This window comes from Acinetobacter shaoyimingii, from assembly GCF_011578045.1.
GTDB classification, from domain to species: domain Bacteria; phylum Pseudomonadota; class Gammaproteobacteria; order Pseudomonadales; family Moraxellaceae; genus Acinetobacter; species Acinetobacter shaoyimingii.
The window spans coordinates 1177657-1204182 of sequence record NZ_CP049801.1 but is presented as its reverse complement, the minus strand read 5'-3'; the positions used below and the strand labels follow the sequence as shown (position 1 = coordinate 1204182).

The window sequence follows — 26526 nt, the reverse complement described above, 5'->3', positions numbered from 1 at the left end:
TTTTCGGATGATTTTTTAGTTCATTGGTTGAGGCTCACAATAAGCACGATTGAAATACATCAGTGCATTTAGTCCTTCATTGTGTTGAATGGCTTTTACTTCACAAATCAACACGTCATGACTCCCCACAGACATGCTTTGTACCACTTCACAATCAAACGACACCAAAGCACCCTGCAAAACTGGTGCCAATGTTTTTAATGTTGTCCATTGGCCCACTGCAAAGCGTTCGGTCATAGTGTTACGGCCTCCAAAAAGATGAGATAATTGTTGCTGACTTGAAGATAATGTATTGACACATAAAACTTTATTTTGATTAAACGTTTCAAAAACAGAAGCTGATCGATTCAAGCAAACCAATAAAGTCGGAGGTGAATCTGTCACACTACACACCGCTGATGCCGTAAAACCAGCTTTTCCTGCCTCGCCATTGGTGGTAATCACATGAACAGCAGCGCCAAGGTTGGACATACCTTGACGAAAGATTCCAGCATCAAGAGTTTCGTCATCACAACGCGTATTTGAGATTTGATGAGGCATTGCATGATCAGCAATAGCATGGATTAAAGTTTTGGTATTCATAGCGCTCTCCGATGCTGAAGCCCGTTTTCACCTTCAGCACTGTGGATTTATTGGATCATTTTTCATTGCTCGTGAAACATTGAATACTAAACATGGGCAATTGAAGCGATTTCAACCAATGCATCAGGTTTCACTAAGCCTGTTTGAACACAGTAACGCGCAGGTTTATCTCCTGGGAAATATTCCGCATATACTTGATTGATAGTGGCATAATCCGCCCAATCTTTGACAAAGACATGGTTAAATGTCACGTCATCCATCGTACCACCCGCGGTTTCAATCACGCGTTTAATGGTTTCTAGAATATGCCGTGTTTGCGCTGCAGCATCCCCCACATGCACGACATTATTATTTTCATCAAAAGCCAAAGTACCTGATACATACACAATATTGTCTGCTTTGGTTGCTGGTACATAAGGCGCTAATGGTTTACCTGTTCCCGCTGGAAGAATAATTTCTTTTGGCATGTATACATCCTCTGAATGTTTTACCCTATTTATGGCTTGGGTCTAATTTGAATGAGTTTTTAGATATTTATTTAAGCTGTTTTGGCTAAATCTTTACTGTCTGTTGCAAAGGCATCGATAAAATTTTGTGTATCTGACACCCAACCAAAAAAGGTTTTGATGTTGTACAAACTGGCATCATGCGCTTCCTTTGGTCCTGCCTGATGACATGCATCCGCCAGTACCGCACCAAAATACTCAAGGAAAAAACCATCTCGAAGTGTCGATTCCACACAAACATTGGTGGCAATGCCGACAAAAACTAGATTACGAATGCCTCTCACACGTAAGGTACTGTCTAGTGCCGTGTTAAAGAAACCGCTATAGCGTGGTTTTTCAATCACGATGTCCTGAGGCAATGGCTGCAATTCATCAATGAGCTCAAAATCCCACCCACCTTTTGCCAATAGCGTTCCTTGTAACTCAGGTCGTTTACTCATGGTTTTTAAGGCATTGGATTTATGGAAATTGGGAGAATCTACACCTCCAGCTTCACGGTATTGATTGTCCCAACCATTTTTAAAATAAATCACTTGGATGCCTGCTTGATGAGCAACATTCACCGCTTTCTTGATGTTTTCCACCACAGGCTTAGTCGCTGATACATCAAAACCTGCCAAGTCTAAATACCCCCCTTTAGAGGTATAGGCATTTTGCATATCAATTACAATTAACGCGGTTTGTTCAGGTGCAAACTGAATCGATTCTGGTTCTGCTTTTAAAATTTTTCCTGTACCGAGCGACTCTGTAAAATGGCTAATGACCACAGATTCTTCGTTTAGACTCATGCGCTTTTCTCCAGAACGGATAAAGATGGATCTTCAGCATCGATGACGACATTGGCACGAGATTTCATGAGTGGTTGCACACGTGTTCCAAAATCTTCAACGCCTTGTACAAAATCATCAAAAGTTAAGAGAATGCCCCCTGTGCCTTCGATGGCATCAATTTCATCCAGCATTTTTGCGACGTTTTCATAAGAGCCGACCAAGGTACCCATGTTGATATTCACAGGCGATACGCTGGATGCCATTTGACGAATATTGGTATCTGCACCCGATTTTGTGTCTTTACCGCCTTGGTTGAGTAACCAATTAATGGCTTCCTGATCTGCACCATCGTTGTAGCTTTGCCATTTTGCAAATGCTTCTTCTTCGCTTTCCCCCATAATCACCATAAACAGCACATAAGTTTGGACTTCTCGCCCTGTTTTATCGGTTTGTGCTTTTAAGCGGTCATTGATTTCGGCATAAGCAGTTGGTGTATTCAAGCCCTTGCCAAAAACAAAGTTATAATCTGCATATTGGGCTGAGAATTCCAAACCTGCATCGGACTGACCTGCACAAATAATTTTCATATCTGCTTGTGGACGAGGGCTTACTCGGCAATCTTCCATGGTGAAATGTTCACCTTTAAAATCTGATTTGCCTGTAGCCCAAAGCTCTCTTAAAATTTGTACGTATTCTGATAAATACTCATAACGTTTGCCAAAGTATTCATCCCCTGGCCACATACCCATTTGGCTATATTCAGGGGCCTGCCAGCCTGTGACGACATTGAGTCCAAAGCGACCATTTGAGATTGAATCGATGGTTGAAGCCATACGCGCGACAATTGCAGGTGGCATCACCAAGGTCGCAGCAGTTGCATAGATTTGAATTTTGCTGGTGACAGCAGCTAAACCTGCCATCAAGGTGAAAGTTTCAAGGTTATGATCCCAAAATTCAGTTTTACCCCCAAAACCTCGTAATTTGATCATGGTTAAAGCAAAGTCAAACCCATAATGCTCAGCACGTTGCACAATTGTTTTGTTCAATTCAAACGTAGGCATATACTGCGGCGCATTTTCTGAAAGTAACCAACCATTGTTGCCAATCGGGCAAAAAACTCCAATTTTCATACGCTCTATCCTCTTTAAATCATTTATTTGTTTACATGGTCCAATCCAATTTTCTGTTCACTTTTGAACGTTTGTTTGATGAAAATGATATTGCATAGAGCATGCCAACTTTAAAATAATATTGTTTAACAACAATTTATAAATAATATGTGTTTTGTATTTTTTACCATTAAGTAAAATAAACTTTTTATACATGCACCTAATTTGTGAGTAATGTTCAAAATGTGTGCATTTTAAAATATGAAAGTTCCTCATTTTTTCTAAATAAAAAAAACCGAATCATTGAAATTCGGCTTTAAGTTAAGTCATTGCGTTTTTCAAATTTAGGAGACTTGGCTCATCAATTGGGAAGCATTTGATTTTTGTATAAGTGACAGTAGTGTTTCATTCATCATGCTTGCTTCTGTCACCGTAGCCGCATGCCCTCCACTATCTAGCAGTACACATTCCGCATGAATAAATTTCTCCGCTAAGGCTTGTGACTGATGATAAGGCACCAAAAAATCATCCTTGTTGGCAAGAATAAGTAGTGGAATTTTTCTTAAGAATTGTTCAGTCTCCTCTGGCATTTCATAGCTCATTAAGGCATTTAAACGAGTCAGCACGTTATACGCGGGCGGAAAATCATGTATTTGCTTGTTTTCTTGTTGAATCAAAGTTTGAATATTTCTTGAAATCCACGCAGGTGTATAAAGAAATAAAGCTTGTGCTTCAACATAAGCTTGAATACCCGCTTGTTTTAGCAATGCTATACGCGTTTGAAAGCATTTACGTGTATGCGCATCTAGATATGCCCAGCCATTTAACACAGTCAAGGATAAAATGTTTAAATCACTATAACGACTGATACGTGCCAGTTCGGCACCAATAAAACCGCCCAAAGCATGTCCGATAAAATGAAAAGATTTGATCTCAGCAGCTTGAATTAAATGAAACAGTTGTAAAGCAAGATCTTCCATCGTGTAATTTTTTTTTAAAAGCTGAGTGTTGGCGTGACATCCTTCTTGATCATAAGTAAACACATGGAAATGTTCTTGAAAAAATGCAATTTGTGGTGCCCAAAAAGCACCGTGTCCACCTAGACCAGAGCATAAAACCAAATATTCAGCATTTTGATTCTTCAAACATGGATAAAGTTGATATTCCATTTTCATCTTCTATTTTGTTTTGATCTTATATTTGAGCAATTTCCATGCCGTTTTCTATTCAAAATGAATTGTATCTATGTACCATTACACATGATTAAATGACTAAAATCATGCCTTGTATCATCAAAAAATGTTTCTCGTCGCAAACCTCTGTGAAATGGCAAAAAATCTTAAATATTTGTTTTCGATATACCGAGATTTATAGATTTATTTCGCTGAATAATTTTAATCGGTAGAACACTCATTTAATGCATGAAATATATGTAACATCAGCATTTTAAGGCAATTTTAATGTGGTTTTTAAATCAAATAATCATTAAGATAAACAAGTGTAATTGATTTAAATTCGTTTATTTCTTCTGCAATTTTTATCTCTCGTTTTTGCTTAACAAATAAGGTCAAATCATGGAACTTCGTCATTTAAAATATTTTATTAGTGTTGCCGAAGAACTCAATTTTACCCGTGCTGCTGAAAAAATTTTTATTGCTCAACCATCACTAAGCCAACAGATTAAAGACTTAGAAGAAGAATTGGGCGCTCAGCTTTTTTTAAGAAAAAAACGCTCGCTGAGTCTGACTGAAGAAGGTCAGCAATTTTATATTGATGCCAAACATATTTTAGAACTTGCCGCCAAAGCCAAACAAAATGTGCAACTCATTACCAACTGTAAAAAGAACAAACTGAATATTGGTTTTTTACCTATCGCAGAAATGAAAATTTTCCCTTATGTGATGCCACTCATTCGTGCAGAACAATCTGATCTCGACATTCAGTTTTATAGTTTGAGTTGTTTGGCGCAAATACAAGCTTTAAAAGATCATCAAATCGATGTGGCTTTTACCCGTCAATGTATCAATGATGATCAAATTGCATCAATTGAATTATTCAGTGAACCTCTGGTATTGCTCATTCCAAGTGCCTCACCCTTTGCTAAACATGACATCATTAGCAAGGAAGATTTGATTCAACAAAAATTTATTTTGAGTGAAGAAATGGCTTCACCTGTGCTGTTCCAAAAAACTCAAGAAATTTTCAAATCTTTGGGCACTGAAATGCAAATTTCACAGCATTCCAGCAACATTCTGATGAACGTCAATTTGGTCGGCATGCAAATCGGCTGGACCATTGTCCCTGCTTATGTGGAAAGCTTTTTAGGTCCAAATGTTTTAATTAAACGCACACAAGTGAATTTACCCAATATTGGACTGTATTTGAATTATCGTAAAAACGATGAAAGTGAAAGCCTAAAACTGGTAAAAAGTATTTTAAGTCAACATTTCCACTGTCATATTTTCTAATTTTATGCACTGATTTTTAGCTCAATATTTTTAATCTTGAGCTTTGTTCATAGCTTAATTTCAAAACGCATCAGCAATAAAAAAACCTGCAATGTTGCAGGTTTTTTTACATGGATCTTTATTTTAAAAAAATCAAACGCCCAATTTTTCAAAAATGGCAGCGCTGGTTTCTTGGCTTACTTGAGGAATCGCAAGGGCTGCAACAAATTTGTCTGGACGTAAGAACACCATAGAATCATTGGTTTTACCAAACCAAGCACGAATCGCATGTTCTGTATCCCCCAATGTAATGACATCATCACCTTCAGATTTTGCTGTCGCCAATTGCTCAGGTGGAATCACTTTAATAAATTTCACACCTAAAGCTTTCCATTTCGCTAAAGTTTCTGGTTGTAGACCCCAAGTTGGATTTACACCCCATGCAATAATCGCAAAATCAGTCCCGATAAATTCGTCGAGCAATTGAACTTTGCCTGAAGCATCCTGCATTTTCGGCTGGATAAACATTTTACCAATCGGCGATGTTTTATCGACTTTACCCACCAATACACCCGATTTATATTGAGGCATTGGTTTAAAGCGCATTTCCAATAAGTATTGTTTTACTGGTTTGATGTAATTCAATACATATGAAATTGCATCACGTGCAGTACCATGCCATTTTTTCGGTGGCGCAAGTACATGCCCAGCTGTTACAGACAAATCAATCATGGCTTTGGCATGGTCATGACGTTCTTCTTGGTAGGTATCCAAAACTTTGGCGTCGACTTTACCTTGAACCACAAGCGCGAGTTTCCATGACAAGTTAAAGGCATCACGTAAGCCACTGTTATAACCTTGACCTTGCCATACAGGCATGATGTGCGCAGCATCACCTGCAAGAATAATACGACCCTCTTTGAAACGACTCGCAATACGTGCATTATGTGTGTAGACACGATTACGAATCACATCAATATTTTCAGTATTTGGTAAAACCTTAGATAAAAGTTTTGCCATATTGTCTGGCTTGCTTAACTCTTCTTGCGTTTCACCTGGCATCACCATAAATTCGAAACGACGAATACCGTGTGGTAATGCTGCAGACACGTATGGACGTACTGGGTCACAGCATAAATAGATGTGTGGTGTTGCAAGTGGATCATTGGCGATGTCGACCACAATCCATTGATTCGGTGCTGTTTTACCTTCAAATGGAATGTTCAACATACGACGAACAAGGCTATTACCACCATCGCAAGCGACCAAATACTTCGCAGTAATCACTTCAAGTTGTTCATCTTTGGTTTGAACTTGAACTTCAACTTGATCCGCTGTTTGTTTAAAGGTTTGTAAATTACGTGAGAATAGAACCTCAACATTTTTGAAACGTGCTAAACCTTCGAGTAATACGGCATCGACATAAGGCTGTACAAATGCGTTACGGCGTGGCCAGCCAAATTCACGTGTTTTTGGTTGAATATCTGCGAAACAACGACCTGATGGTGTCAAAAAACGCATTGCATGATCTGGTGTAGTATGAGGGATGACTTTATCGACTAAGCCTACAGATTGAAGTGTACGTAGTGATTCATCATCAATACCAATTGCACGTGGATAATCAATCAATTGATCTAACTGTTCAATCACAGTGACTTTAAGACCTGCTTGCCCCAATCCATTTGCAATGGTCAAACCCACTGGGCCTGCACCAAGAACGATGACATCCGTTGTAAATTTTTTCGCTGTAGCCATACGATAAACTCCTCATTTGAGGATATTAAGCATGATTTTTAACATAGGAAAAAGTTATGCAAAAGTCGTACGACTCAGTCTATAAATCCATTTTTTGGGCTAAAAATGGTGTTTTTCGCCTATATTTCACTTTTAGCATAGGTTACAACTATAATTAGATTTATAAATCATATGTCATTCATATTTGAACATGCATTTGATTGAGAATAATTATTTTAAAGTCTTAAATTGATTTGTTTTAGGTCTTATTATTAAAATTTATCCTGTTGTTTTCCCTGTTAATCGTCTCTTATTTTTATAAAATGTTTTAGCGTATAATGCGTCATCAATCCTTTGATTGAATCTCCTCCCTTATTTTAAAATCATCTGCTACCTATTGTTGTGGCTTTGGAAAGTTTATGTCTGAACGTGTGTCTATCCCCAATGCATTGGCCAATCGTGCTATTTCTGGCAATGCCGAAGCTCAGTTTGAGTTAGCCGAACTGTATATGCAAAGCGAACATGAGGATGACATTATTCTTGCTGAAGAATGGGCTTTAAAATCGGCTGACAATGGTTGTGTTGAAGCGATGTATTGGTTGGGTGAAGGTTATACTGTTTATGCCAAAGAGTTGGCTGAAGAAGATCCCGAAGAATCTAAAGCGCATTTTGAGTTGGGTTATTACTGGCTCAGCAAAGCCAATATGCAAAAACACCCTGCTGCAACATTGGAACTTGCGGGTTATTACCGTCGTGGCGATGTGATTGAAAAGGACGTGGAAAAGTCGGTTAAATTGGTCAAGCAAGCCGCTGAACTGGGTGAAGTCCAAGCGATGCGTGACTTAGCCTTTATCTATGCCAATGGTTTAGGTGTCGATGTTAATGAAGAACAAGCGGATTATTGGACTGAAAAAGCAGAGGCTTTAACGTCGAAATAATTGAGTTAACCCATCGAAAGATGGGTTAATAGTCTTATACATTATTCCAACAACCTGAGCTTTGACTATCAAAGAATTCAATTTCTATATGTGGAGCAATTTTGTTGATTAAATTATAAATTCTATTACATTCTTCTTGGTTTTTAGAATATATTGAAATAGCAATATTAGATGTATTTTTATTCTTAAAAATTTGATTTACTAAATGTGATTCTTGATCTCCTAAACCCCACCCGTAAATAACCAGATTAGAATTATCAGAAATTAGAGTTGGTAAAACCTCATAATATATTGTACTTAGATATGGACTACTTTTTATTGATTCTAGTTTTTGATTACCTGTACCTTCTGCAACAAATAACGGTATTTTATCATCCTTCCACTCTTCAGTGATGACATCTAATAAATTTTTAAAATCTCCTCTTTGAAGTTTATGCTCAGTATTGCCTACATCTCTAAAAACAGATAAATTACCATGCTGATAAAACACTAAAGTAATTTCTTTTTGAGTTCCAATGCATTCTCGAAATCTTGTCCAATCAAAATCAAATTTACCTTTGTTAAAACAGTCTTTGTAAATATGTGCATCTTTTTTGATACCATTTCCATACATTAAAATCCAATAAAGAATCAAATCATAATTTAAAGAAACGATAGTTTTAAATTGCTTTGTAAAATTATATAATGCTTTATATTGCGGTTTAGAAATTTCAGTATTTTCACAATGGACTTCTCTTACAACTTTAATTAGAGCTTCTTTAATATTCTCATAAGCAGAATTAATTTTTTTATCATCTATTTGCAAATGCTTATTTACTAGCTTCGCATGCCACACCAATCTAAGAATTAGCTCAAAATCACATGTAACAAACTCGTTAAAAAGATCAGATATCTCATTATTAAAAAACTTTGATTTTTCGGCTTTTTCTTTTAATGACCTAAAATCAAACTCAGAGTACAAGGCAATACTGGAACCATTTCCAATAACTAAGCTTCCATTCTTATATTTATGCTGAATTTCAGCCCATTCTTTGATTTGGTAATCGAACTTATTCATCACACTTTAGTTCCTAAATTTTCTTATTAAGCTTATTGAAACATCTCCCAATCTTAAAGTTTAACTAATATAATTTTCAAGTGAAATATCACATTTTTAGTAATAAACTTATATTAGTTTTTAAATAGTTCGTGGTTTCACAAAAATAATGTTCAAATCATGCTTAGGTACAAAATTTTTCTCAACCATTTGAAATTGCGTCGGGCTGATTTTTTTCACTTTACCTGCCCAACAAAATGAAACCAGTTCATTTACATCACGCTCAATGGTCAATTTAAAATTTTCAATCGGTTTTGCCCAATTTGCCCCTGTTTTTAGAATGTATCCTAATGCAGCATAAGGTGCTTGTCCTAACTTAGCCTTTTTTATTCCAGCTTTAAAATTTGCATCCATACAATAATCTTTACCTTCATAATCATCCGAAAATGCAACTGAACCCCCAACTAACGGTGAATATTGGTGTTTAACATGAGTGGTAGAATTAGCTTTAAACGTTTGCTTCCAACTATAGATCAGTTGGGATGACCAAGTTACTTCATCATACTTTGTTGTACCTTTGAGTAAATTTTGAATTTTTGTATTTTTACATGCTAGAAACTTTTCTGTACTCACAGTACGCTGTGATTTATGTGTCCATGGGCTTTGTAAATCTTTTGTAGAAAAACCACAACCACGTAATTCATCTGTCACATCAATCCATTTTGCATGCCAATCAATTTCACCATCTTTTTTTAACGGCGGCATAAAGGAACGAACATGTATTTCAGTCTGAATAGGTTTTCCATCTATCCACACTTTAAAACTTTTGATGAGTTTTGCTGTATCTGCAAAATCAGAATCTGTAAAACTTTCGACTTTTGGTAATGGAAAAAGAATCGTTTCGGTCACATCTTGAGTACTTAAATTTTTAAACTGATAATCAACCTTAATGTTTTTTTTACTAATAAACAGGTCTTCACTGTACATTTGAATATCTTTACTTTTTAAGTATTCAATTCCATTGGTAGATACATACCCTGTCGAGTCATTGGCATGGGCAAGCATTACAACAAGACTTGACGCAATCAATACAGCATAATTTTTCATTTATTATCTATCCTTATTATTTAACCAAGCTTGCTATCAAATTTAATTAGAACAACATTGACCATTTTTCTGGAATATATTCAAAAATTAACCCCATCCCAATAATGACAAGTATGATTATCCCAATGAATAAAAGAAAACAAACCCCTTTTATAATTATCTTGAGTAAGATACTCAAATCTTTCGTATATTTTTCAATAACTGCTGAAAATTTAAATAAAACAAAAACTCCAATCAACATTAGAGGAAGGAAAAATAAATCTTGTGGTGAAAAATCCCCTTTTCTAGCAAAAGTCATCTGAGTTGAAAAAAGTAAAAATCCCATTAGATATAATTTTCTTATCATTACGATACCGCTTTTATTGATTTAATTTTATTTAGAAATGGATCAGTTATATATTAATCAAATTCAGATTGGAAACCAATAATTTTCCAAGTACAATACCCCACTAGTCGAGGGATGCTGCGACTTTCTTACAGGCACTAAATGTAAGATCGCTAGGCTCGACGATTCGGTGGCTCTTTCTGACTCATCAACAACGGCATCCGCGAACATAATGATCAATTATTTTTTTCTATAAGGAGATCGTGATGAACGCGGTTAATGCTTCATTTACTGATTATAAAGTTGCCGATATTTCACTTGCTGACTACGGCCGTAAAGAAATTAAACTTGCTGAAGCTGAAATGCCAGCTTTGATGGGTCTACGTAAACGCTATTCAGCAGCAAAACCACTTGCAGGCGCGAAAATTCTCGGCTGTATCCACATGACCATTCAAACTGCTGTTTTAATCGAAACGCTAGTTGAATTGGGCGCAGAAGTTCGTTGGACATCTTGCAACATCTTCTCAACTCAAGATCACGCTGCTGCGGCTATTGCTGCTGCAGGTATTCCAGTATTTGCTTGGAAAGGCGAAACTGAAGAAGAATACATGTGGTGTCTTGAACAACAAATCAATGTCAATGGCACACCTTGGGATGCCAACATGATTTTGGATGATGGCGGTGATTTAACTGCGCTTGTTCATGAAAAATACCCTGAAGTCATTGCAAAAATCCACGGTATTACAGAAGAAACAACAACAGGTGTTCAACGTCTTTACGAAATGCACCGTGACGGTACTTTAAAAGTTCCTGCGATTAACGTAAATGACTCTGTAACTAAGTCTAAAAACGACAACAAATACGGTTGCCGTCACTCACTTAATGATGCGATCAAACGTGGTACAGATATGTTGTTATCTGGTCGTCGTGCGCTTGTAATCGGTTATGGTGACGTAGGTAAAGGTTCTGCTCAGTCTCTTCGTCAAGAAGGAATGATTGTACGTGTAACTGAAGTTGATCCAATCTGTGCAATGCAAGCATGCATGGACGGTTACGAAGTTGTTGCTCCATACAAAAATGGCGTACAAACAGGTAAAAAAGAAGACATTAACTTAGATCTTCTTCAAAATACTGACTTGATCGTAACAACAACAGGTAACTACCACGTTTGTGATGCTGCAATGTTAGACACATTAAAAGCAGGTGCAGTTGTTTGTAACATCGGTCACTTTGACACTGAAATCGACACCAACTACTTACGTGGTTACAAGTGGGTAGAAGTAAAACCTCAAGTCCACCAAGTGTATCGTTCAGAAAACGAAAATGATTATTTAATCCTTTTATCTGAAGGCCGTTTAGTGAATCTTGGTAATGCAACGGGTCACCCATCACGTATCATGGATGGTTCTTTTGCTAACCAAGTATTGGGTCAAATGCACTTGTTCGCTGAAAAATTTGCTGATCTTCCTGAAGATCAAAAAGCAGCAAAAATCCGTGTTGAACTTATTCCTAAGAAATTAGACGAAGAAGTTGCTGCAGCAATGGTTGCTGGTTTCGGCGGTGTGTTAACGACTTTAACTCAAGAACAAGCAGACTACCTTGGCGTTCAAGTTGAAGGTCCTTTCAAGGCTGAACCTTATAAATACTAATTAGCCCTCACCCCATCCCTCTCTCAGAGGGATGGGGTGAATCGCTCAAGCCATTTGCATGTAAAAATTTATTTTGGGCATGTGAGATATTTGAGTCAAAGCCCTGTGTGATTCAGTAATGAATACGCCTCTCCCTTTGGGAGATGCCAGGGAGAGGGTGAAGAAAAAGTATTTATAAAAAAGGATTTAATCATGTCAAAACGTATTCCTATCTCGTTTGAGTTTTTCCCAACCAAAACTGATGCAGGTGCGGAAAAATTAAAAGTTGTTCACCAAGAATTACAACTTTTAAACCCAGAATTTTTTTCTGTGACTTATGGTGCAGGTGGTTCAACACGTGAACGTACTTTATCTGCAATCCATGATTTTAATGGTAAAGGTACGCCCGTTGCCCCTCACCTGTCTTGTATTGGTGATGATAAAGCACGAATTGCTGAACTTTTAGATTTGTATAAATCTCAAGGGATTGATCGTATTGTTGCGCTTCGTGGTGACTTACCTTCAGGTCAAGTGGGCTTAGGTGAATTACCATATGCATCTGATTTAGTTTCATTTATACGTCAGCACTCAGGGGATCACTTCCATATTGAAGTCGCTGCATATCCAGAAATGCATCCTCAATCTGAAAGCTTTGATAAAGACATTCAAAACTTTGTCACTAAAGTCAAAGCAGGTGCAAATGCGGCATTGACGCAATTCTTCTTCAATCCAGATGCCTATTTCTATTTTGTTGAACGCATTCAAAAAGAAGGCATTGATATTCCTGTTGCACCAGGCATTATGCCTATCACCAATGCCAGCAATTTAATTCGTTTTGCGGATGGTACAGGTGCTGAAATCCCACGTTGGATTCGTAAGCAACTGGCAACTTATGGTGATGACTCAGCAAGCATTAAGGCTTTTGGTCATGAAGTTGTGGTTAAACTCTGTGAACGCCTCATTGCAGGTGGTGCACCAAGTTTGCATTTCTACACCATGAACCACACTGAGCCAAATCGCCAACTTGTACTTGACCTTGGTCTTGCATAAGTAACATTTGTAAATCCCCCTATTCACCGATTTTTGAGAGTACAACCACATGCCGCGTTTTTTTATTGAAGCTGATTTAACAGTCAATACGCATGTTGAGTTAACGGAAACAGTATTTCACCATTGGGTGAAAGTTTTACGTGCTCAAGTCGGTGAAAGTGCCACGTTATTCAATGGCCAAGGGGGTGAATATCAAGTGTCTCTCAGCGATGTTCAAAAAAAATCTGCAACCGTCATGGTTGAAAGCTTTAATCCAGATAATCGTACACCTGCATTTCATGTCTTACTTGGACAAGTGATGAGTAAAGGTGATCGTATGGATTATGCAATTCAAAAAGCCGTTGAGCTAGGTGTGTCAGAAATTCAACTGTTAACTTCTGAACGCTGTGAAATGCGTTTAAAATACGATCGTGATCAAAAGAAAATTGATCACTGGCAAGGTATTGCAATTGCTGCGTGTGAACAATGTGGTATGAATATTGTGCCAAAAATATTAGCACCACTCAGTTTAAATGAATGGTTGGATACAGCCTTACCAGAAACCAAACTGGTTCTTGCACCCAACAAAGAATCATTAAATATCACAGAACATGTAACAAAAGAGATTACTTTACTCATTGGTCCCGAAGGTGGACTAAGTGAAGATGAAATTAATTATTCAAATAAAAAAGGTTTTAAAAATTGGTGTATTGGAGAGCGAGTTTTACGAACTGAGACCGCTCCTGTTGTTGCACTATCCATTTTAAACTACTGCATTCACAGTTAAAAAACCAATAAAGTGTATACTTCATCACAAAACTTATTGATTTTTACATGGTTTCAAAGTATTTTATTTAAGCAATATTTTTCAGTTTATAAATAATAGTATTAAGAAATTATTCTAATAATTATTACAATTTATGATGAATAGGTATCTCTAATCTATGAGTGACATTCAAGATGAACTTATTACGGAAAGTTTAAGTACATCACAGATAAAACGTGCTGCACAGCATTTACGTTATTTTCTGATGTGGGTCTTCGTGGCAAGTTTATTTAACATTGTCATGTATCATCTTTTTTATGACTATTCTTCTAATCACTACAATATCTGGATGTTTTTCAACATGGTTATTGTGGTAATTAGTTGTATTTTAACGCGTAAATTTATTTATTCTAAAAAAATCACGCCACTTAATTTGGATGCATGGTGTCAGTTACTTTGTCTAACAATTGGCTCAAGTATTGGTATTGGTGTACTCATTATCAACCATTATTTAATGGTTGAAAACAGTGAAATCACCGGTATTCATGTGCTACTTTCCAGCCTCATGACTTCCAGTATTTATATTATCGGTATTGTATATCTCACGCAGCGATTGAGATATTTCATCTATATGTTTATACCGTCAATCTTGCCGGTCATTCTTGCTAAAATCATTTTTGCGTCCAATGTACCGCATGTTTACAACTACCTCTTTTATGTCTGGTTCACCATTGTATTTATTAGCGCGATTTTGACACATAGGATTCATCGCAGACTGAATCTACTGAATATCCATAATCAATTTTACCTTCGACAGTCGAAAATTCATCTCGATGAGTCAAGTTTATTACAACAACAATTAGAGCAAGAAATCGATAAATGCAAAGGCATTGAAAATGACCTGCAAATGCATAATCAATTACTAGAACAAAAGGTCAAAGAACGTACTTATCATATTAACCAAATTAATGATCGTCTTGAAAATCATCAAGCAAATTTAGATTTTGCCCATGAAACTGCGGGCATCAGTTCTTGGTTATGGAACATTGAAAAACGAACGGTTGAACTATCAAGTAAAAAAACAGAAGTTCGTGTGATTCAGTATGACAATAATCTTGAACAAATTAATTTACTCATACATCCTGAAGATAAGCCTGAATACAATAAATTAATGCGTAGGCATTTACGTGGCTTTAGCGAACGCTTTGAAGCAACGTATAGAATTTTAAAAAATAATCAATGGTGTTGGATTGAAGACATTGGAAAAGTCATTGCTCGTGATCCGATAACCCATAAACCACTGCGCATGGTGGGTATACATCGAGATATTGAACAAGAAATTAAAGATCAAGAACAACTCAAATTAGCCGCCAATGTCTTTAATCAAGTTGAGCAAGGTGTTTTCGTTTTAGACAACAACTTATGTTTTATTGAAGTAAATCCTTTTTTTAGTAAGTTGGTGGATATACCCAATGAACAGATTTTAGGAAAGCATTTATTCGATTTAACGTCAAACACCATTTTTGAAATCAGCAATAAACATGCAGAGATCTCACAACAGGTGATCTTACATGGTGAATATGATGCTGAAGTTCAAGAACAATTTATTTCGGGTAAACATCTGACTTTATGGTTACATATCAATGCTGTCCGCGATGACAACAGTAAAATTATTAATTATATTGGCGTCATTACAGATTTGACCGAAAGAATTAAACATGAACAACGTTTGGCTTATCTTGAAAACTATAATTTGCTGACAGATTTACCAAACCGTGTGTATTTCAATTTACATCTTCATCAGCTTTTAGTAAGTAAGTCAGGTCCCATTAACCACTTTGCAATTATCCGAATTAATATTGATCGTTTCCGTAACTTCAATGAATTTTTAAATAATCAGGCTGGCGACGAGCTACTAAAACAATTTTCTAAACGCTTAAAACAAACGTCATTTGACGCCTTATTGATTGCTTATTTAAACAATGATGATTTTGCGCTGATTTATAACCTCGGCTCTCAGCATAATTTTATCGGCCAAAAAGCTGAAGAGCTCATGTCCGTATTGCAAAAACCATTTAACATTTTTGGTCAAGAACACACTATATCTATATCAATGGGTATCGCATTATTCCCAGAACATGGTCGTCAAATCAGTAGTCTCAACAATCATGCTGAAATTGCTTTGGTCGAAGCAAAGAAATTGGGTGGTAACACCATTTATTATTATGACAATAAATCCAATTCTATATTTGAAAATGACATTCATCTGGAACGGGACTTACGTCAAGCCATTAAAAATGATGATCTGGAAGTTTATTATCAGCCGAAAATTTCAGCTAGAGACATGAGCGTTCATGGATTTGAAGCGTTGATTCGATGGTCACATCCAGATTATGGTGTCATTCAACCTGATGCATTTTTACCCATTGCTGAAGAAAGCAGTTTAATTTCTGAAATTGGTCAATATGTGATGCTTAAAGCATGTAAGCAAATTCACGAATGGCAACAATTAGGTTTCCAAGATATTAGAATTTCAGTCAATGTTGTCGCACAACAGATTCACCGTGGACAGCTGATGGACGATATCAATCTAGCACTCTCAACTTATGATGTTGCACCACAATCTATTGAGCTTGAATTAACGGAATCCTCTTTAGTCAATAAATCTGAAGAAGTCATCGAACTGCTGAATAAAATTAAAGAACGTGGTATTGAAATCGCACTGGATGATTTTGGTACCGGCTATTCTTCACTAGCCTATCTAACCGATTATCCGATTAATACATTAAAAATAGACAAATCTTTCATTTCAAAAATTGGTAAAAGCAAAGATGAAGCGATCGTAAATGCCATTATTGCAATGGGTAAAGCACTCGGTTTGAGCTTGGTTGCAGAAGGTGTTGAAACGTTTGAACAAATTGAATACCTACAACAACGTGGCTGTGACTTTTTTCAAGGTTATTATTTTTCAAAACCATTGAACTCTACACAAAGTACTGAATTTTTGAATCAAAAAGTGATGCAATAAAAACTGTCGAGTACATAAATAGTCTTGGGTCATCAGCCTATTTATAGCTTGTTATGCTTGCTATTCATTCATTTGATTACTTTAGCAGTGCCTACCTTGGTCGCATAAGGTTTGTTGATATTTTCGACGTTTAAACTGTGATCATTGCTTAAGAAATGTTATATTCGATCGAAACTAGCCACAACCAGCTTCGCTGGAATAATGTAATAACTGGGATTCAGATGGACGATCAATCTTTAAAAGAGCAAGCACTTTATTATCACGAATTTCCTACGCCAGGTAAAATTAGCGTCACTCCAAGTAAACAATTGATTAACCAACGTGACCTCGCCCTTGCATATTCACCAGGCGTCGCAGCGCCATGTTTGGAAATTGAAAAAGATCCATCAAAAGCGGCACTCTACACTGCACGTGGAAACTTGGTCGCAGTAATTACCAATGGTACAGCCGTACTTGGTTTAGGGAATATTGGTCCATTGGCTTCTAAGCCTGTCATGGAAGGTAAAGGCGTACTATTTAAAAAATTTGCTGGTGTGGATGTCTTTGACATTGAAATTGCTGAAAATGATCCAGATAAAATTGTTGAGATTGTTGCAGCTCTAGAGCCAACATTCGGTGGGATTAACCTTGAAGATATCAAGGCGCCAGAATGTTTCTATATAGAGCAAAAGTTGCGTGAACGCATGAATATCCCTGTGTTCCATGACGACCAACACGGTACATCGATCATTGTGGGTTCAGCACTGTTAAATGCTTTGCAACTCAACGGCAAAAAAATTGATCAAATCAAAATTGTGGCTTCAGGCGCAGGTGCTGCTGCCCTTTCTTGCTTAGACTTGCTTTGTGCATTAGGCGCGAAGAAAGAAAATATTGTGGTTGCCGACTCTCGCGGTCTACTCACTACCAAACGTGAAGGTTTAGATGCTTCTAAACAACGTTATGTACAAGATATTGAAGCGTCTCAAATTGCGGATGTGATTGAAGGCGCAGACATGTTCTTGGGTCTTTCTGCTGCAGGGATTCTCACCAAAGAAATGGTGAAGAAGATGGCTAAAGATCCAATCATTTTTGCCTTGGCAAATCCAGATCCTGAAATTTTACCTGAACACGCACATGAAGTTCGTGATGACGTGATTATGGCAACAGGTCGTTCGGACTATCCAAACCAAGTCAATAACGCACTGTGCTTCCCTTATATCTTCCGTGGTGCTTTGGACGTTGGTGCAACAACCATTAATGAAGAAATGAAGATTGCCTGTGTTTATGCGATTGCACGTATGGCACATGTTGAAGCAGATGCAGCGACTTATGGCGAAAAATCGGCTTCATTTGGTCGTGATTACCTTATTCCTCGCCCACTTGATCAACGTTTGATTCTTGAAATTGCGCCTGCAATTGCACAAGCGGCGATGGATTCTGGTGTTGCAACTCGTCCAATTCTTGACTTTGCTGCTTACCGTCAACGTTTGTCTGAGTTTGTGTATAACTCTGCATTCATCATGAAACCAATTTTTGCCCAAGCAAAATCTGATCCTAAACGTATTGTCTATGCTGAAGGTGAAGATTTACGTGTATTACGTGCAGTGCAAATTGCGGTGGATGAAGGTTTAGCGAAACCAATCTTGGTGGGTCGTACGTCTGTTATCGAAACAAATATCAAAAAATTAGGTTTACGTCTTGAAAATGGTGTCAATATCAGCATCGTTGATCAAGAAACCAATCCTAATTATGAGCAATTTGCTGAAGATTATTACGATTTGATGAAGCGTAAAGGCGTAACACAAGAATACGCACACCGTGAATCACGTCGTCGTTCTACATTAATCGCTGCAATGTTGGTTCGTCATGGTTTAGCTGATGGTATGCTGTGTGGTACGTACTCAAGCTATGACATTCACTTAGACTTCGTACGCAATGTTATTGGGCAAAAAGAAGGCATGACCAACTTCTTTACCTTAAATGCGCTGATGCTTGAAGATCGTAATATCTTCATTGCAGATACTTATGTAAATACCAATCCTACTGCGGAACATTTGGCTGAAATGACTATTTTAGCTGCTGAAGAAGTACGTCGTTTCGGTATTACACCACGTATTGCATTGTTATCGCATTCAAGCTTTGGTTCAGATCAAACTGATCCAAGCGCACAAAAGATGCGTAAAGTGTTTGAAATTTTAAGCGAGATTGCACCGAATCTTGAGGTTGAAGGTGAAATGCATGCCGATGCAGCATTAGATGAAAATATTCGTCAATTTGCATTCCCTAACTCACGCTTCAAAGGTTCTGCAAACTTACTCATTATGCCGAACTTAGATGCAGCGAACATTTCATTTAACTTGTTGAAGTCAACATCTGGTAATAATGTGACCATTGGTCCTATTTTACTGGGTGCTGCAAAACCTGTGCATATTTTGACACCTACAGCAACAACTCGTCGCTTAGTCAACATGACGGCACTGACAGTTGCTGAAATTCAAGAGAATGAGAAAGCAGCACTTTAATGTGGTTTAATGTAAAAACTTGAATATTTTAAGCATTTTACATTTTTACTCACATCTTGTGACTTGAGAAAACCTCTATTCTGTAGCATGATTGCTTGGAGAATAGAGGTTTTTTCATGCAAGTTTATTTAGTAGGTGGTGCCGTCAGAGATCGATTGCTCGGACATCCCTATCACGAAAAAGATTATGTGGTTGTTGGTGCAACGCCTGAACAACTTCTCGCTCAAGGGTACCAACCCGTGGGTAAAGATTTTCCTGTGTTTTTACATCCTGAAAGCAAAGATGAATATGCCCTTGCCCGTACAGAACGAAAATCTGGACATGGCTATCATGGCTTTGAATTTTTTACGGATGTTTCTGTCACTTTAGAAGAAGACCTCATTCGTCGTGACTTAACCATCAATGCCATGGCCATGGACGAACAAGGCATTGTCTATGATCCTTATCATGGACAAGAGGATTTAAAAAATAAGATATTGCGCCATGTATCCGATGCCTTTGCAGAAGACCCATTGCGTGTATTACGTGTCGCTCGCTTTGCAGCCCGTTATGCGCAATATGGCTTTACCATTGCTGAAGAAACCTTAGCTTTAATGCAACAGCTCTCTGACTCTGGTGAGTTACAAGCTTTGACTGCTGAGCGTGTTTGGAAAGAAACTTCTCGTGCCTTAATGGAACAAAACGCAGATGTGTATTTTGAAGTGCTACGTGCCTGCGGTGCTATAAAAGTATTATTCCCAGAAATTGATGCGCTGTATGGTGTGCCACAACGCCCTGAATATCATCCAGAAATTGACTGTGGTATTCATACCATGATGTCCTTACAACAAGCATGTAAGGCCAATTACTCCTTGGATGTTCGTTTTGCTGTTTTGGTACATGATTTAGGTAAAGCGCTTACACCAAAGGATGAGTTACCGCGTCATATCATGCATGAAGAGCGTGGTGTTCAGCCAGTAACAGATGTATGTGATCGCTTAAAAGTACCAACCAATACCAAACAATTAGCTCTAACCGTATGTAAAGAGCATTTGAAAAGCCATCAAGCTTTCAGTTTAAAAGCGGGTACCTTATGGCGTTTGCTACAACGTCTAGATGTTCTGCGTCGTCCTGAACGTGTAGAAGGTTTTATTCAGGCTTGTGAATGTGATGCCAAAGGTCGTTTAGGTTTAGAAGATCGTGATTATCCTCAAGCACGCTATTTAACACGCGCGATGGAGATTGTACGGAATATTAAAGCGTCTGATCTTCCACCTGAAGTCAAAGGACCTGATATTGGTGAGATGCTGATTCAAAAGCGGATTGAAGCTTTAGGTGAACTAAAACAAGAATTTTCACAGCATATGGCGCATAGCTGATCAAATCTATTAGCCTCACTATAATAGTGGGGCTTTTAGATTCCCAGATTATTTCTAAAATTTTATATAAATAAAGTAAAAAATCGTCTATTCATTTAACCTTTTCAATACACCAGTCAGTATAAAATTCATTAAGCTGATCTTCTATCTACTTTAAATATACAGAAAAATTGACCTAATCAACCGCCATTCAAATAGCGTATGAGACTCTCTTTATCTAATTAAATGATCAAATTCACTATCAGATGAAAATTGCGGATTGTTAAGAAAATAAAATATCAAACTGGAGATCATTTTGAATGACAAGGAGTTAACAAAAAAGATTGGCACAGTCGAAATGGTTATTGCAATGCTTCTATCAGGGAGTATTGGACTATTTGTGATCAAATCAGGTCAATCCCCCATCAATATTGTTTTTTTCCGTTGTCTCATTGCAGCACTATGTTTAGCACCTCTTTGTTATTTTTATGGTCAATTCAATAAAAAATATTTCAATATCAAAGAGCTTATGCTCATGATCAGTTCAGGGTTACTCATCGTTTTCAATTGGGCATTGCTATTTGCTGCCTTTCCAAAAACTTCTATTTCTTTAGCAACCATTGTCTATCATGTTAACCCTTTCATTATCTTATTTTTAGGGGCAATCCTTTTTAAAAACAAAATCAATAAGAATGATATTACTTGGACAGTTTTAGCATTTATTGGCTTAATCATTATTATTGGATTAGGAAATTTTAAATTTGACTATAATCAATTCTCTGGTTTAGCGTTAGTCCTCATTGCAACAACACTCTATTCAATATCGGTACTAATCACAAAAAAACTAAACAATACACCACCGTTATTAATTGTCCTCATTCAAACTATTAGTGGTGCAATTGTACTTTGTCCATTTGCAAACTTAATAGGCACATCACCTAGTGGAAATCAGTGGATATTTATCATTTGTCTTGGCGTTTTTCACACTGCTCTACTTTATTTCCTCATGTATTCAGCAATTAAAAAAATTCCTTTAAATAACATTTCCATATTGTCATTTATTTACCCTATATCAACCATATTCATCGATTACTTATTCTTTGATCATTTACTTACGAGTCTGCAAATTATTGGAAGTCTTTTGATTTTAATTGGTGTCCTAGGTATTAAATTGCATTGGAATGTATTTAAAACGAATCATTAACCCCCTCATACGAGATCTAATTATGACGCTTAAAGTTCGACCTCTAAATTTGGAAAATGACATTATTTTTATCACTCACCTAACAGCTCAGTTAGGTTATCCAACTCCTCCTGAACACTTAAAACAAAGAATAGAAAACCTACAACAAGATCCAAAATACTCAACATGGGTAGCTGAATACCAAAATCAAATTATTGGTTATGTTGGACTTATTCAACAATTTACATGGCAATACGATGGTGAAGTTTTAGTCATTCAAGCTTTTGTGATTGATGAAAAATACCGTGGCAAAGGCTTTGGGAAATTATTCCTAAAGGAAATTGAAAACATTGCTCTTCGTCAAAATATCACCAGTATTACATTGAACAGTGGCAATCGGCCTGAACGTTTAGACGCACATGAGTTTTATAAAAAGCAAGGTTTTAAAGTGACCAGTTTAGGATTTAAAAAGATGCTTCACTAAACTCAAATCTCACTTGCAAAGGCAACAATGAAAAACAAGAAATCGATCAAAGGTTGAATGACTGACAAAACCAATAATAGTGCCATCACAGCATTAAACATTTTTAATTTTTTCTGATCATGAATATATTTTTGTAGCTTCTCCCCAACCAATGCCCAAACGCCTGTGCTTGGAATCCCAATTGCACCGTAAATAACACCAATTATTAAATACCAATACAATTCACTTTGTGAGGACAAATAAGTGGTCACAGCACCCATTGCCATTATCCAAGCCTTGGGATTTACCCATTGAAACATGGCTGCTTGTAAAAATGTTAATGGCTTAGTTTTACCCGATGTTGTATCTACACTTGTTGAATGATAAATCTTATATGCCAAATACAACAGATACGTAATTCCAATAATTTTTAATGATTCATAAAGTACGATATTAGAGCTAATCAAAGCGCCAAAACCAAATCCAACCACAGACACCATAAATCCGAAACCAATCCCAATTCCTAAAATATGTGGAATGCTTCGTTTAAATCCAAAATTAACGCCCGATGCAGCGAGCATAATATTATTTGGACCTGGTGTGATTGAAGTGACGAAAGAATAAATAATAAATGAGATCAATACAGTAAAAGACATAAAGATATTTAAACCGAATTTATAGTTTTAACTTGTGATAAAAATGAGGATCCAATTGGCAATGATTAAATTCAGCAAATCGCTCAAGTTCCAGAATCATCAGCTGAATAAAATCAGCTTTGTTATGAATTACTGCTTGTAAGTGAAAATGAATAATTTCTAAAATACCTTTCTCTCGGTGGGCTTTACAGTCTATTTTTGCAACTATGTCTGTTCCATAAAGTATAGGCAAACAAAAGTACCCGTATTTGCGTTTTTCTGGCTTAACATAACATTCCAAACGATAATCAAAATTAAATAATGATGCTAAACGATCACGATGAATGACTAAATTATCAAATGGAGAAAGAATTTTTACCTCCTTTTGAGTAGTGATTATTTGATTGAGCCCATCTAAATCGACAAACACTGAATTACCCGAAGCTAGGTTAATCTGCTGAATTATTTTTGCATCAATTTGCTCATCAATAATGTTTTGCATTGCCTTTTTAAGCGCAGTTCCCGTTTTTAAATGGAGTAATTGTTTCCATGTGAATACGCCTTGTGACCTTTTCACAGTATCGTATAAATAATACGCGTATTCCTCCAATGAAGGCTCAGTCAAATCTATACTTGAACTTAAATAATCCTCAGTAAGCGCATAAACTTTTTCTACACCTACACGATTGCAGACCATTAAGTCCCCTTGCATGTAAAGTTGCTCAATGGTGTTTTTTACAACTCCTGATTTCCACCATGATTTTTCTGACTTTTCATTTTGTAGTATAAAGTCACGTGACCTAATTTCCCCTTCTGCTTTAGCTCTCGCTAAAATCTCTTTCATGAGAAACTGATCACCTCGATTAAAATATTTAGTCTCACCACGTTTAACCGAGTTCATTTGCCTGAGTGCATATCGATAATCACGTAGTGGTATATATGACGCTGCATGAAACCAATATTCAAAGATTTTTTTATTTTCGAGCAAGGTATTTAAATGATTTTTTTGATAATGATCTACACGATTCCAAAGTACATGGTGATGTGCTCGCTCAACCACCGAAATTGTATCAATCTGAACATAGCCTAAATGTTCAATAACACTTAGTGTTTCCTTTATTCCTTGTTGTGCCAACTCTGATTCGATTAGTCGGTTGGAAGGTTTGGGTATTTGAAAGTCATACAGTGAACGATGTATAGCTAAGCATTTTAATTGAATATCCATAATATGCCTTTTATTATTATATTTAAGATACTGATCTAACTATACAAATCAGTATCTTAATCCAAATGCAACCTATATGACTGTGCTTGGAATATTAGCTGTAAAAATTGATTTACGATCGATCCGCTGGAAAAGTCACAACTTGCTCTAAACGCATTTTTTCAGTCGCAACCATCAGCAAACGATCGATCCCCAATGCAATCCCAGAACATTCTGGCATCTGAGGTAACGCCGCTAAAAGATATTCATCAACTGGCATCACACGTAAACCGAGCCTTTCACGTTCCACATTATCTGCTTGAAAACGTGAACGAAGCACATCTGCATCAATCAGTTCATCATAAGCATTGGCAAGTTCTAAACCTTCAATATACAGCTCAAAACGTGCAGCAACCTGTTCACCATCTTCATCGGTTTTGACTTTAGCCAAAGATGCCATTTCAGGTGGAAAATCGGTTAAAAATACTGGCGTATCAAAACCTAGACTCGGTTCAACCATGTGTGAAAATAATAAATCGATATATCCCAAACGATCATCACCCAAATCCAGATTTAAGCCAACACGGCGTGCTGTATCTTTCAACTCTTTAAGTGTTGCTTGAAGTGGATTGATGTCCAGACGATCCATAAATGCGTGTTTATAGTTGAGTACTGTTGGACGAACTTCACCAAACCGTTGTTTCAGTACGACATTCAGTAAATCACTCACTTCAAACATCAGGTCTTTGAGACTCAAACCCGGTCGATACCATTCCAACATGGTAAATTCGCTGTTGTGTTTACGACCATGTTCATCATCACGAAATACTTTACAGATCTGATAAATTGGACCACTGCCACTCGCCAATAAACGCTTCATGGCAAATTCAGGTGATGTCTGTAAATAGTGCGTTTGCTGTTTGCCTTGTAAATGTCGTAATGCCTGAACCGAGGCTAAATGTACATCGGTCACACCTGCTTGCGACAAAATTGGCGTTTCCACTTCCAGTACGTCACGCTCTGCAAAAAATTGACGTAATTGTGCATACATCTTGGCACGTGCACGCATGGCTTTAATGTCACAAGTCGGTTGATAGTGAAACTCAGACTGACTCATGCTTTAGGTCCTCCATGTCCAGCCCATTCACGGCGTAGCGGATAAGTTTTACGTAAATGATCAAAGGCTTTTTGATCAACTTTGCCATCTTTTAGACAAGCACGTAAATTGGCATCATCACGTGCAATATCATAAATCTCTTTTAAATGCTGTGTGAGTACTGCTTTGAGTTCTTGTTGTTCGAAAAGTTGCTCACATGCTGGAAGCTGGGTTTCAAATTGTTTATCTGCAGATTTACCAAAAGTTTGACAAAAAGCCTCATAAATCATTTGTGTACCACGAGCTTTACCTTCCAAGCTATAGCCAGCGATATGTGGAGTGACCAGCGTAATTAAACTGAGCAGTTGTTCTGAAATTTCTGGCTCATGTTCAAATACATCCAGCACCACTGGACGCTGGGTCTTTTGAATATCTTGAATCAGTGCCGCTTCTTCAACCACTGGACCTCGTGCAGAATTAATCAGAATTGCTGTCGGCTTCATTTTTGACAAAGCTTCAGCATTGATCAAATGATTCGTTGGATGAACACCCGATTTTGTTAATGGCACATGTATTGAAATGGCATCTGAACTTTTCAACAATTCTTTAAAACTCACCTGTTGCACATGATCACGTTCAACAAAAGGATCATAGCCAATCACGTTCCAACCTAAAAGCTGTGTCATGGTCGCTAAACGTGAACCAACATTACCCAATCCAATAATACCTAAAGTGAATTGCTCATTCGCATCAATCAATTCGGCTTTTAAATGTAATAACGCTGTAATAACATATTCTGCCACCGCTTGAGCATTGCACCCTGCTGCATTTGACCATGCGATCCCTTGTTTTTCTATAGCAGCAATATCTAGATGGTCTGTACCAATGGTGGCACTACCGACGAATTTTAGTGGTGTATTTTCAATAAGCGCTTGATTGACTTTGGTCACTGAACGAACTAAAAGTGCATCTGCGTGTTCCACATCTGCATGGGTCAGTGTACGTCCTGCTTGATGTTCAATTTCACCAAATTCAGCAAAGAAATAATCAGTAAAAGCCAGATTTTCATCTGCAATAATTTTCATAATGCATCTCAATATCG

22 protein-coding genes and 1 pseudogene are annotated in these 26526 nt (G+C 37.2%); 10 read left to right on the top strand and 13 right to left on the bottom strand.

Annotation, left to right across the window (positions count from 1 at the left end; translation table 11 throughout):
• Window positions 1-15: 15 nt before the first annotated feature.
• The 5 genes and pseudogenes from rutF to rutD all read right to left on the bottom strand — a co-directional run.
• A pseudogene (gene rutF, locus G8E00_RS05355) lies at window positions 16-498 on the bottom strand (NADH-dependent FMN reductase RutF); the annotation flags it as partial.
• A gap of 170 nt (window positions 499-668) precedes the next feature.
• Window positions 669-1049, bottom strand: a complete 381-nt coding sequence (gene rutC, locus G8E00_RS05350) for a pyrimidine utilization protein C (RefSeq protein WP_166222484.1) — start codon at window positions 1047-1049, stop codon at window positions 669-671.
• A gap of 71 nt (window positions 1050-1120) precedes the next feature.
• Complete coding sequence (rutB, locus tag G8E00_RS05345; RefSeq protein WP_166222482.1) at window positions 1121-1876, bottom strand: pyrimidine utilization protein B; 756 nt, start codon at window positions 1874-1876, stop codon at window positions 1121-1123.
• Complete coding sequence (gene rutA / locus G8E00_RS05340) at window positions 1873-2988, bottom strand: pyrimidine utilization protein A (protein WP_166222480.1); 1116 nt, start codon at window positions 2986-2988, stop codon at window positions 1873-1875. The genes rutB and rutA overlap by 4 nt, the downstream gene beginning before the upstream one ends.
• 323 nt (window positions 2989-3311) lie before the next feature.
• On the bottom strand, window positions 3312-4136 hold the full coding sequence (gene rutD / locus G8E00_RS05335; RefSeq protein WP_166222478.1) for a pyrimidine utilization protein D: 825 nt from the start codon (window positions 4134-4136) through the stop codon (window positions 3312-3314).
• Between the two features lie 405 nt (window positions 4137-4541).
• Here rutD and G8E00_RS05330 point away from each other — a divergent pair, with 405 nt between their 5' ends.
• The gene (locus G8E00_RS05330; RefSeq protein ID WP_166222475.1) at window positions 4542-5435 is read left to right on the top strand and encodes a LysR substrate-binding domain-containing protein; all 894 of its coding nucleotides are present in this window, start codon (window positions 4542-4544) and stop codon (window positions 5433-5435) included.
• Window positions 5436-5567: 132 nt separating this feature from the next.
• On the opposite strand, the gene G8E00_RS05325 is transcribed toward G8E00_RS05330, so the two are convergent.
• A complete protein-coding gene (locus G8E00_RS05325; protein ID WP_166011827.1) occupies window positions 5568-7169 on the bottom strand; it encodes a bifunctional 3-(3-hydroxy-phenyl)propionate/3-hydroxycinnamic acid hydroxylase in 1602 nt (533 codons plus the stop codon).
• Window positions 7170-7567: 398 nt separating this feature from the next.
• On the opposite strand from G8E00_RS05325, the gene G8E00_RS05320 reads away from it, so the two are divergent.
• Window positions 7568-8086, top strand: coding sequence for a tetratricopeptide repeat protein (locus tag G8E00_RS05320; RefSeq protein ID WP_166222473.1), 519 nt, complete (start codon window positions 7568-7570; stop codon window positions 8084-8086).
• A 34-nt stretch (window positions 8087-8120) separates the two neighbouring features.
• On the opposite strand, the gene G8E00_RS05315 is transcribed toward G8E00_RS05320, so the two are convergent.
• The 3 genes from G8E00_RS05315 to G8E00_RS05305 all read right to left on the bottom strand — a co-directional run bounded on the left by G8E00_RS05315 (window position 8121) and on the right by G8E00_RS05305 (window position 10575).
• Window positions 8121-9143, bottom strand: coding sequence for a DUF4917 family protein (locus G8E00_RS05315; protein ID WP_227591399.1), 1023 nt, complete (start codon window positions 9141-9143; stop codon window positions 8121-8123).
• Window positions 9144-9263: 120 nt separating this feature from the next.
• Complete coding sequence (locus G8E00_RS05310) at window positions 9264-10229, bottom strand: DUF4424 family protein (RefSeq protein WP_227591398.1); 966 nt, start codon at window positions 10227-10229, stop codon at window positions 9264-9266.
• A gap of 46 nt (window positions 10230-10275) precedes the next feature.
• Window positions 10276-10575: a hypothetical protein gene (locus tag G8E00_RS05305; RefSeq protein ID WP_166222471.1), complete on the bottom strand. Its 300-nt coding sequence runs from the start codon at window positions 10573-10575 to the stop codon at window positions 10276-10278.
• 245 nt (window positions 10576-10820) lie between these two features.
• Here G8E00_RS05305 and ahcY point away from each other — a divergent pair, with 245 nt between their 5' ends.
• The 8 genes from ahcY (at window position 10821) to G8E00_RS05265 (ending at window position 22510) form a co-directional block, all read left to right on the top strand.
• Entirely contained in the window at window positions 10821-12203 is a 1383-nt protein-coding gene (ahcY, locus tag G8E00_RS05300; protein ID WP_166222469.1) for an adenosylhomocysteinase, read from the top strand.
• Between the two features lie 192 nt (window positions 12204-12395).
• Window positions 12396-13232, top strand: a complete 837-nt coding sequence (gene metF / locus G8E00_RS05295) for a methylenetetrahydrofolate reductase [NAD(P)H] (RefSeq protein ID WP_166011822.1) — start codon at window positions 12396-12398, stop codon at window positions 13230-13232.
• 49 nt (window positions 13233-13281) lie between these two features.
• Window positions 13282-13998 (top strand): 16S rRNA (uracil(1498)-N(3))-methyltransferase, encoded by a 717-nt coding sequence (locus G8E00_RS05290; RefSeq protein ID WP_166011821.1) that lies wholly within the window; start codon window positions 13282-13284, stop codon window positions 13996-13998.
• Window positions 13999-14155: 157 nt separating this feature from the next.
• Entirely contained in the window at window positions 14156-17005 is a 2850-nt protein-coding gene (locus G8E00_RS05285) for an EAL domain-containing protein (RefSeq protein ID WP_166222467.1), read from the top strand.
• Between the two features lie 221 nt (window positions 17006-17226).
• The gene (locus G8E00_RS05280) at window positions 17227-19506 is read left to right on the top strand and encodes an NADP-dependent malic enzyme (RefSeq protein ID WP_166222465.1); all 2280 of its coding nucleotides are present in this window, start codon (window positions 17227-17229) and stop codon (window positions 19504-19506) included.
• A 116-nt stretch (window positions 19507-19622) separates the two neighbouring features.
• The gene (locus G8E00_RS05275; RefSeq protein ID WP_166222463.1) at window positions 19623-20864 is read left to right on the top strand and encodes a multifunctional CCA addition/repair protein; all 1242 of its coding nucleotides are present in this window, start codon (window positions 19623-19625) and stop codon (window positions 20862-20864) included.
• 337 nt (window positions 20865-21201) lie between these two features.
• A complete protein-coding gene (locus G8E00_RS05270) occupies window positions 21202-22047 on the top strand; it encodes a DMT family transporter (RefSeq protein ID WP_406741462.1) in 846 nt (281 codons plus the stop codon).
• 22 nt (window positions 22048-22069) lie between these two features.
• Window positions 22070-22510, top strand: coding sequence for a GNAT family N-acetyltransferase (locus G8E00_RS05265; RefSeq protein WP_166222459.1), 441 nt, complete (start codon window positions 22070-22072; stop codon window positions 22508-22510).
• Between the two features lie 2 nt (window positions 22511-22512).
• Here the strand turns inward: G8E00_RS05265 and G8E00_RS05260 are convergent, their stop codons facing one another.
• The 4 genes from G8E00_RS05260 to G8E00_RS05245 all read right to left on the bottom strand — a co-directional run bounded on the left by G8E00_RS05260 (window position 22513) and on the right by G8E00_RS05245 (window position 26509).
• A complete protein-coding gene (locus G8E00_RS05260) occupies window positions 22513-23145 on the bottom strand; it encodes a LysE family translocator (RefSeq protein WP_166222457.1) in 633 nt (210 codons plus the stop codon).
• A gap of 19 nt (window positions 23146-23164) precedes the next feature.
• Complete coding sequence (locus tag G8E00_RS05255; RefSeq protein ID WP_166222455.1) at window positions 23165-24349, bottom strand: winged helix-turn-helix domain-containing protein; 1185 nt, start codon at window positions 24347-24349, stop codon at window positions 23165-23167.
• A 112-nt stretch (window positions 24350-24461) separates the two neighbouring features.
• Entirely contained in the window at window positions 24462-25445 is a 984-nt protein-coding gene (gene epmA, locus G8E00_RS05250; protein WP_166222453.1) for an EF-P lysine aminoacylase EpmA, read from the bottom strand.
• A complete protein-coding gene (locus tag G8E00_RS05245) occupies window positions 25442-26509 on the bottom strand; it encodes a 4-phosphoerythronate dehydrogenase (RefSeq protein ID WP_166222451.1) in 1068 nt (355 codons plus the stop codon). The genes epmA and G8E00_RS05245 overlap by 4 nt, the downstream gene beginning before the upstream one ends.
• Window positions 26510-26526: the final 17 nt, after the last annotated feature.

Coding starts and splice junctions, on each gene's coding strand:
- G8E00_RS05275 (WP_166222463.1), top strand. CDS start 19,623: ATGCAAGTTTATTTAGTAGGTGGTGCCGTCAGAGATCGATTGCTCGGA.
- G8E00_RS05260 (WP_166222457.1), bottom strand. CDS start 23,145: ATGTCTTTTACTGTATTGATCTCATTTATTATTTATTCTTTCGTCACT.
- rutC (WP_166222484.1), bottom strand. CDS start 1,049: ATGCCAAAAGAAATTATTCTTCCAGCGGGAACAGGTAAACCATTAGCG.
- G8E00_RS05325 (WP_166011827.1), bottom strand. CDS start 7,169: ATGGCTACAGCGAAAAAATTTACAACGGATGTCATCGTTCTTGGTGCA.
- G8E00_RS05245 (WP_166222451.1), bottom strand. CDS start 26,509: ATGAAAATTATTGCAGATGAAAATCTGGCTTTTACTGATTATTTCTTT.
- G8E00_RS05315 (WP_227591399.1), bottom strand. CDS start 9,143: ATGAATAAGTTCGATTACCAAATCAAAGAATGGGCTGAAATTCAGCAT.
- ahcY (WP_166222469.1), top strand. CDS start 10,821: ATGAACGCGGTTAATGCTTCATTTACTGATTATAAAGTTGCCGATATT.
- G8E00_RS05320 (WP_166222473.1), top strand. CDS start 7,568: ATGTCTGAACGTGTGTCTATCCCCAATGCATTGGCCAATCGTGCTATT.
- G8E00_RS05280 (WP_166222465.1), top strand. CDS start 17,227: ATGGACGATCAATCTTTAAAAGAGCAAGCACTTTATTATCACGAATTT.
- G8E00_RS05305 (WP_166222471.1), bottom strand. CDS start 10,575: ATGATAAGAAAATTATATCTAATGGGATTTTTACTTTTTTCAACTCAG.
- G8E00_RS05270 (WP_406741462.1), top strand. CDS start 21,202: ATGGTTATTGCAATGCTTCTATCAGGGAGTATTGGACTATTTGTGATC.
- G8E00_RS05285 (WP_166222467.1), top strand. CDS start 14,156: ATGAGTGACATTCAAGATGAACTTATTACGGAAAGTTTAAGTACATCA.
- G8E00_RS05265 (WP_166222459.1), top strand. CDS start 22,070: ATGACGCTTAAAGTTCGACCTCTAAATTTGGAAAATGACATTATTTTT.
- G8E00_RS05255 (WP_166222455.1), bottom strand. CDS start 24,349: ATGGATATTCAATTAAAATGCTTAGCTATACATCGTTCACTGTATGAC.
- G8E00_RS05310 (WP_227591398.1), bottom strand. CDS start 10,229: ATGAAAAATTATGCTGTATTGATTGCGTCAAGTCTTGTTGTAATGCTT.
- G8E00_RS05290 (WP_166011821.1), top strand. CDS start 13,282: ATGCCGCGTTTTTTTATTGAAGCTGATTTAACAGTCAATACGCATGTT.
- rutA (WP_166222480.1), bottom strand. CDS start 2,988: ATGAAAATTGGAGTTTTTTGCCCGATTGGCAACAATGGTTGGTTACTT.
- rutD (WP_166222478.1), bottom strand. CDS start 4,136: ATGGAATATCAACTTTATCCATGTTTGAAGAATCAAAATGCTGAATAT.
- rutB (WP_166222482.1), bottom strand. CDS start 1,876: ATGAGTCTAAACGAAGAATCTGTGGTCATTAGCCATTTTACAGAGTCG.
- epmA (WP_166222453.1), bottom strand. CDS start 25,445: ATGAGTCAGTCTGAGTTTCACTATCAACCGACTTGTGACATTAAAGCC.
- metF (WP_166011822.1), top strand. CDS start 12,396: ATGTCAAAACGTATTCCTATCTCGTTTGAGTTTTTCCCAACCAAAACT.
- G8E00_RS05330 (WP_166222475.1), top strand. CDS start 4,542: ATGGAACTTCGTCATTTAAAATATTTTATTAGTGTTGCCGAAGAACTC.